At 38.9% G+C, this 3,895-nt stretch carries 4 protein-coding genes; all 4 read right to left on the reverse strand.

Annotated features, from left to right (window positions below; all coding sequences use genetic code 11):
• Positions 1 to 290: 290 nt before the first annotated feature.
• Positions 291 to 1,262, reverse strand: coding sequence for a TRM11 family methyltransferase (locus tag Q7P41_RS09160; RefSeq protein ID WP_303883687.1), 972 nt, complete (start codon positions 1,260 to 1,262; stop codon positions 291 to 293).
• 16 nt (positions 1,263 to 1,278) lie between these two features.
• Complete coding sequence (locus tag Q7P41_RS09165; RefSeq protein WP_012544252.1) at positions 1,279 to 2,211, reverse strand: type II restriction endonuclease; 933 nt, start codon at positions 2,209 to 2,211, stop codon at positions 1,279 to 1,281.
• A complete protein-coding gene (locus Q7P41_RS09170) occupies positions 2,201 to 3,148 on the reverse strand; it encodes a DNA adenine methylase (protein WP_012543803.1) in 948 nt (315 codons plus the stop codon). The genes Q7P41_RS09165 and Q7P41_RS09170 overlap by 11 nt, the downstream gene beginning before the upstream one ends.
• 383 nt (positions 3,149 to 3,531) lie before the next feature.
• On the reverse strand, positions 3,532 to 3,795 hold the full coding sequence (cas2, locus tag Q7P41_RS09175; protein ID WP_012544435.1) for a CRISPR-associated endonuclease Cas2: 264 nt from the start codon (positions 3,793 to 3,795) through the stop codon (positions 3,532 to 3,534).
• Positions 3,796 to 3,895 lie beyond the last annotated feature (100 nt).

Here is a 3,895-nt window from a genome sequence, read left to right on the forward strand (position 1 = left end):
GTTTCAATCCCTTGTAGGTAAGCTAGAAACTTGCATACAGGCCTAGCTCACAGGCAAGGCCGACATCAGTTTCGATCCCTTGTAGGTAAGCTAAAAGCTGAAATGAGTAATACTCGCTTTTTTATTCCTTTTGATAAACATTTTTTTGCTTGCAGCGGACCATATGGTCCTCAAGCATACCACCTTTGAGTTTGACCACTAATAGCGCAAACATTTCATGTATCAAGCTTGTCCATGCCGCCCTCCATTTTCTTCCCAGCAGACATGGCCTCCTCAAACTGCCCCAAAAGCTATTTTTTAAATATAAATAGATATTCGTGCGCTATTAGCAAAAAATTATATTTTATGCTCTGCTTTTTCCAGTAGCCTGTTGAAGTACAGTTGTGCTGTTCCTTTATGACGATCTCCTTTAGAGTAAGCCCCGCTTTGCAAAATACTTCCATAACTCTAAAACCAAGAGGTATAATGTTACCCTTTCTGCGCGTATCACCCATAAGAACAGCGCAGAATCTACCTCTTTTTAGGACCCTATATGATTCTGACGCTACTTTATACATTTCTTTTAAAAATTCAGGTATGTCGTAATGTGAAAGATCTCCCTCTATATTATCGCTATATTTGATAATATTGCTATATGGCGGATGAGTGCAGATAAGATCAATGCTACTATCTTTTACGAAATCGAGGTTTCTTGCATCTCCAATATGTACGTCAGCCAAGCCGCACTTATGTTCAAAATTAACATTTGACAGCGCAAGTTTTACTGCATCGGGGTTTATATCGACGCCTAACCCCCTTCTTCCCAATAACTTTGCCTCCACAAGTGTAGTCCCACTTCCTACAAACTGATCCAGTACAACATCATTTTCATTTGAATATCTCAATATCACATTTCTGGGTATATAAGGTGACCAGTTACCCCGGTATTTGCCAGAATGAGTTGCCCAATCACCTCTGTCAGGAAAACCCCATACAGTAGTTGTTTCCAAAGAAAAATCCTCAGGCTCCCATATTTCAGTTTTTGCTTTGCTAACATTATAATTTGTCATTTCTTCTTTTACTAATGTCCTATAACCAAGCACACCTTTTACGAACCTTTCAGTCAAGGAATTCTTTTGCGCTACATCTTTTATGCTCATGCCATTCTTTATATCTTTGTTTATTTCGTCTACGATACGCTGATAATCTTCAACGTGGTACGATTCAAGATGTTTTGCATACTCCGTCTTGGTGCATTTATAGCCACATATAGGACACTTCACTTTTAGCGACATACCTTTATAGTCCTTCCAATATAATGTTCTCCAACACTCCGTTTTCCAGCATGGAGAGGTTTAATATATAATCGACTTCATCAAACGCTTCCCTCAATGGTTTTTTTGCCGTCTTCCAGCCCAAGCCGTCTGTTATCCAAATAAAGGTATGCTGCGGCGTTTCTCTTTTTAAAAACCTACACAAAGTCACAAATTCTCCTGCCACTGCTTTTAACTTAGAGCCTCCTCCACCGTAGTAGTTCGTCTCGACAAGATAAAGCTTATCCCCATTGTCTATGGCGAAATCGAATGAACGCTCCGATTTATCAACTTTTACCTCATAACCAAACAATTCATTTATTTTATGAGCAGTAGCTTGTGAAATATAATTATAGCGATTCTTGGCGCAAATCCTTTTTATCAATAGCTCGGTTATCATTTCCATAGCCGCACCACTTCTATTCTTCCTTGCATTCGTATCAAGGCCAACTTCGACACCAGTAACATAATCTACGACGCTTTTTATATTCTCATTTTTAAACATAGCAAGCAGGCCTGTCTTATCTGCAAATTCGGTCAATGATGCTATTTCTTCAGTTGTGTATGAAGACTTTTTCTCAAAAGAGTATTCTTTGTAATTAAAGATATTATCATCAAGAGGGTCGAGCACTTTAACGTTTTTCGCTCGCCATGCAACAAGTACTGGCAAAACATCAATTACCTCCGGATACTTTGAGACAAGCTCTGCAAACTTTTCGGTTATATTCTCTTTCCCAACGAGATAGTTAAGCAAGTTAAGCGAGATTTCTATATCCTCCACCTTGTTAATCACTTTTTCCCATGCTACAAAAAAATCCCAGCTTATAATAGTTTCTTTCAAATTTCTTATAAGGTATTCAAATACATCATCCTCATCCTTGCAACTTATAAGTTTATAAAATAGGTTGCTATATTTCATATACTCCTCTTTTTACTTTATAATTTGTCACAATCAGCTCACTAATGCTCGCCCTTCCATCGGCCTTAGCATTGATGCTGCGCTTAGCGTAAACTCTATAAATATGAAAATCCTTATATAATTCGTCAAAAAAGCTATCATTTAAATCAACGTTTTTCGGATCAGAGTTGCTGAGCATTAGCAAAGCACCCATCTTATTCATCTCTCTAAAGACTTGAGCTAACTCGATTTGATCGTCATCGGTAAAGTCATATCTGCTATATGATGTAAAACGGGCTGTAGCAGTAAGCGGCCTGTATGGCGGATCAATGTAGACAAAGCTATCCTTATCTACATAATTCAAGCTCGCCTTATAATCAGCAGCGAATATACTAACTTTTTTAAGCACATTGCTAACCGAATATAGGTTTTCTTCGTCGTAGATTTTAGGATTTTTATAGCGCCCCGCCGGCACATTGAAAAGTCCCGCCTTATTTACTCTATACAAACCATTAAAGCATGTGTGATTGAGAAATATGAATTGAGCGGCTCTTTCCACATTCAAGCCCGGCTGTTTATTGGCATTGTTGTATAAATTCCTAATATCATAATACATATGCTTACGTTCTTCTTCATCCGCCCTCAAGTATTCCCGTTCCAAAAATGAAAGTATCTCAATGAGCTCATTAACGCAATATTTTACAACATTATAAGCATTTATCAAATCTTCGTTAATGTCAAAAACAAAGGCTTCCTTAACATTATAGCTTTGCAGAATGTCAAACAGCACAGCGCCTCCACCAACAAAGGGTTCGATATATCTTTTAACCCGGCCAGTCTGAAGTGCTCTGGGATAATAATCCCTAAAGGTATCCAATAGTTGAGCTTTACCGCCAGCCCATTTAACAAACGGGCGTGCCAGGGTTACCGACACATCGTTGAAAGCAGTTTTTCTCATTCATTCCTCCATTCTTCTAAATATTGCTCTTCTCACGTTTCTTTCCAAAGTTTCAATCCCTCGTAGGTAAGCTAGAAACTAAACTTGTCGCTTTCCTTCAATTACCTTTGTGCTGGTTTCAATCCCTTGCAGGTAAGCTAGAAACGAAGATCTGGGTCCATAGCCTCGTCGCTCAAGGATCGTTTCAATCCCTCGTAGGTAAGCTAGAAACACCCACCGTCCCTGCAGTAAAACGCCTCTTGCACAAAAACTTTGCCTGCGATGACGGAAAGCCTTTTCTAAAACATTTTACCATGAAGTATTGGATTCCTCGATGCCGTTGCTCAATGAGTGCATTCTGTCAAAGTCCCGGGTTTTTTGCATTATCTGGGGTCGACAGATTTTTATATGATGTTAGAGGTGTCATGCTTTTCTCGACCAATAATCTCTTTTTTCGTCAAGTAGGCTTCTCTAAGTTTGAAGAATATGATACTATCCTTTTCTGGCTCTATTATTTTCTTAAGTTCCGTCTTGAGTTTCTCCAACTTCGATTCTGTAATTTGTCCCTCAAAAACAGAATTCTGAATCCATGTAAGATACTTCCTCCCCGTCTTTAGAACCTTCGCAACGCGTTCTTCTCCAACATCGTAGACCATTATCACATACATATCACTGGTCACCACTCTGCCACAAAAGGCCTGTACATATCTTCACCCATGAAGTGCTTCTCGAGTTTATAAAGTTCTAGTCTTATCAAAGTCTTGTAGG

The sequence above is a fragment of the Acetomicrobium mobile genome (assembly GCF_937920065.1).

Excerpts from the sequence above, each read along its gene's own strand:
- Q7P41_RS09170 (WP_012543803.1), bottom strand. The coding sequence starts at position 3,148 with ATGAGAAAAACTGCTTTCAACGATGTGTCGGTAACCCTGGCACGCCCG.
- Q7P41_RS09165 (WP_012544252.1), bottom strand. The coding sequence starts at position 2,211 with ATGAAATATAGCAACCTATTTTATAAACTTATAAGTTGCAAGGATGAG.
- cas2 (WP_012544435.1), bottom strand. The coding sequence starts at position 3,795 with ATGTATGTGATAATGGTCTACGATGTTGGAGAAGAACGCGTTGCGAAG.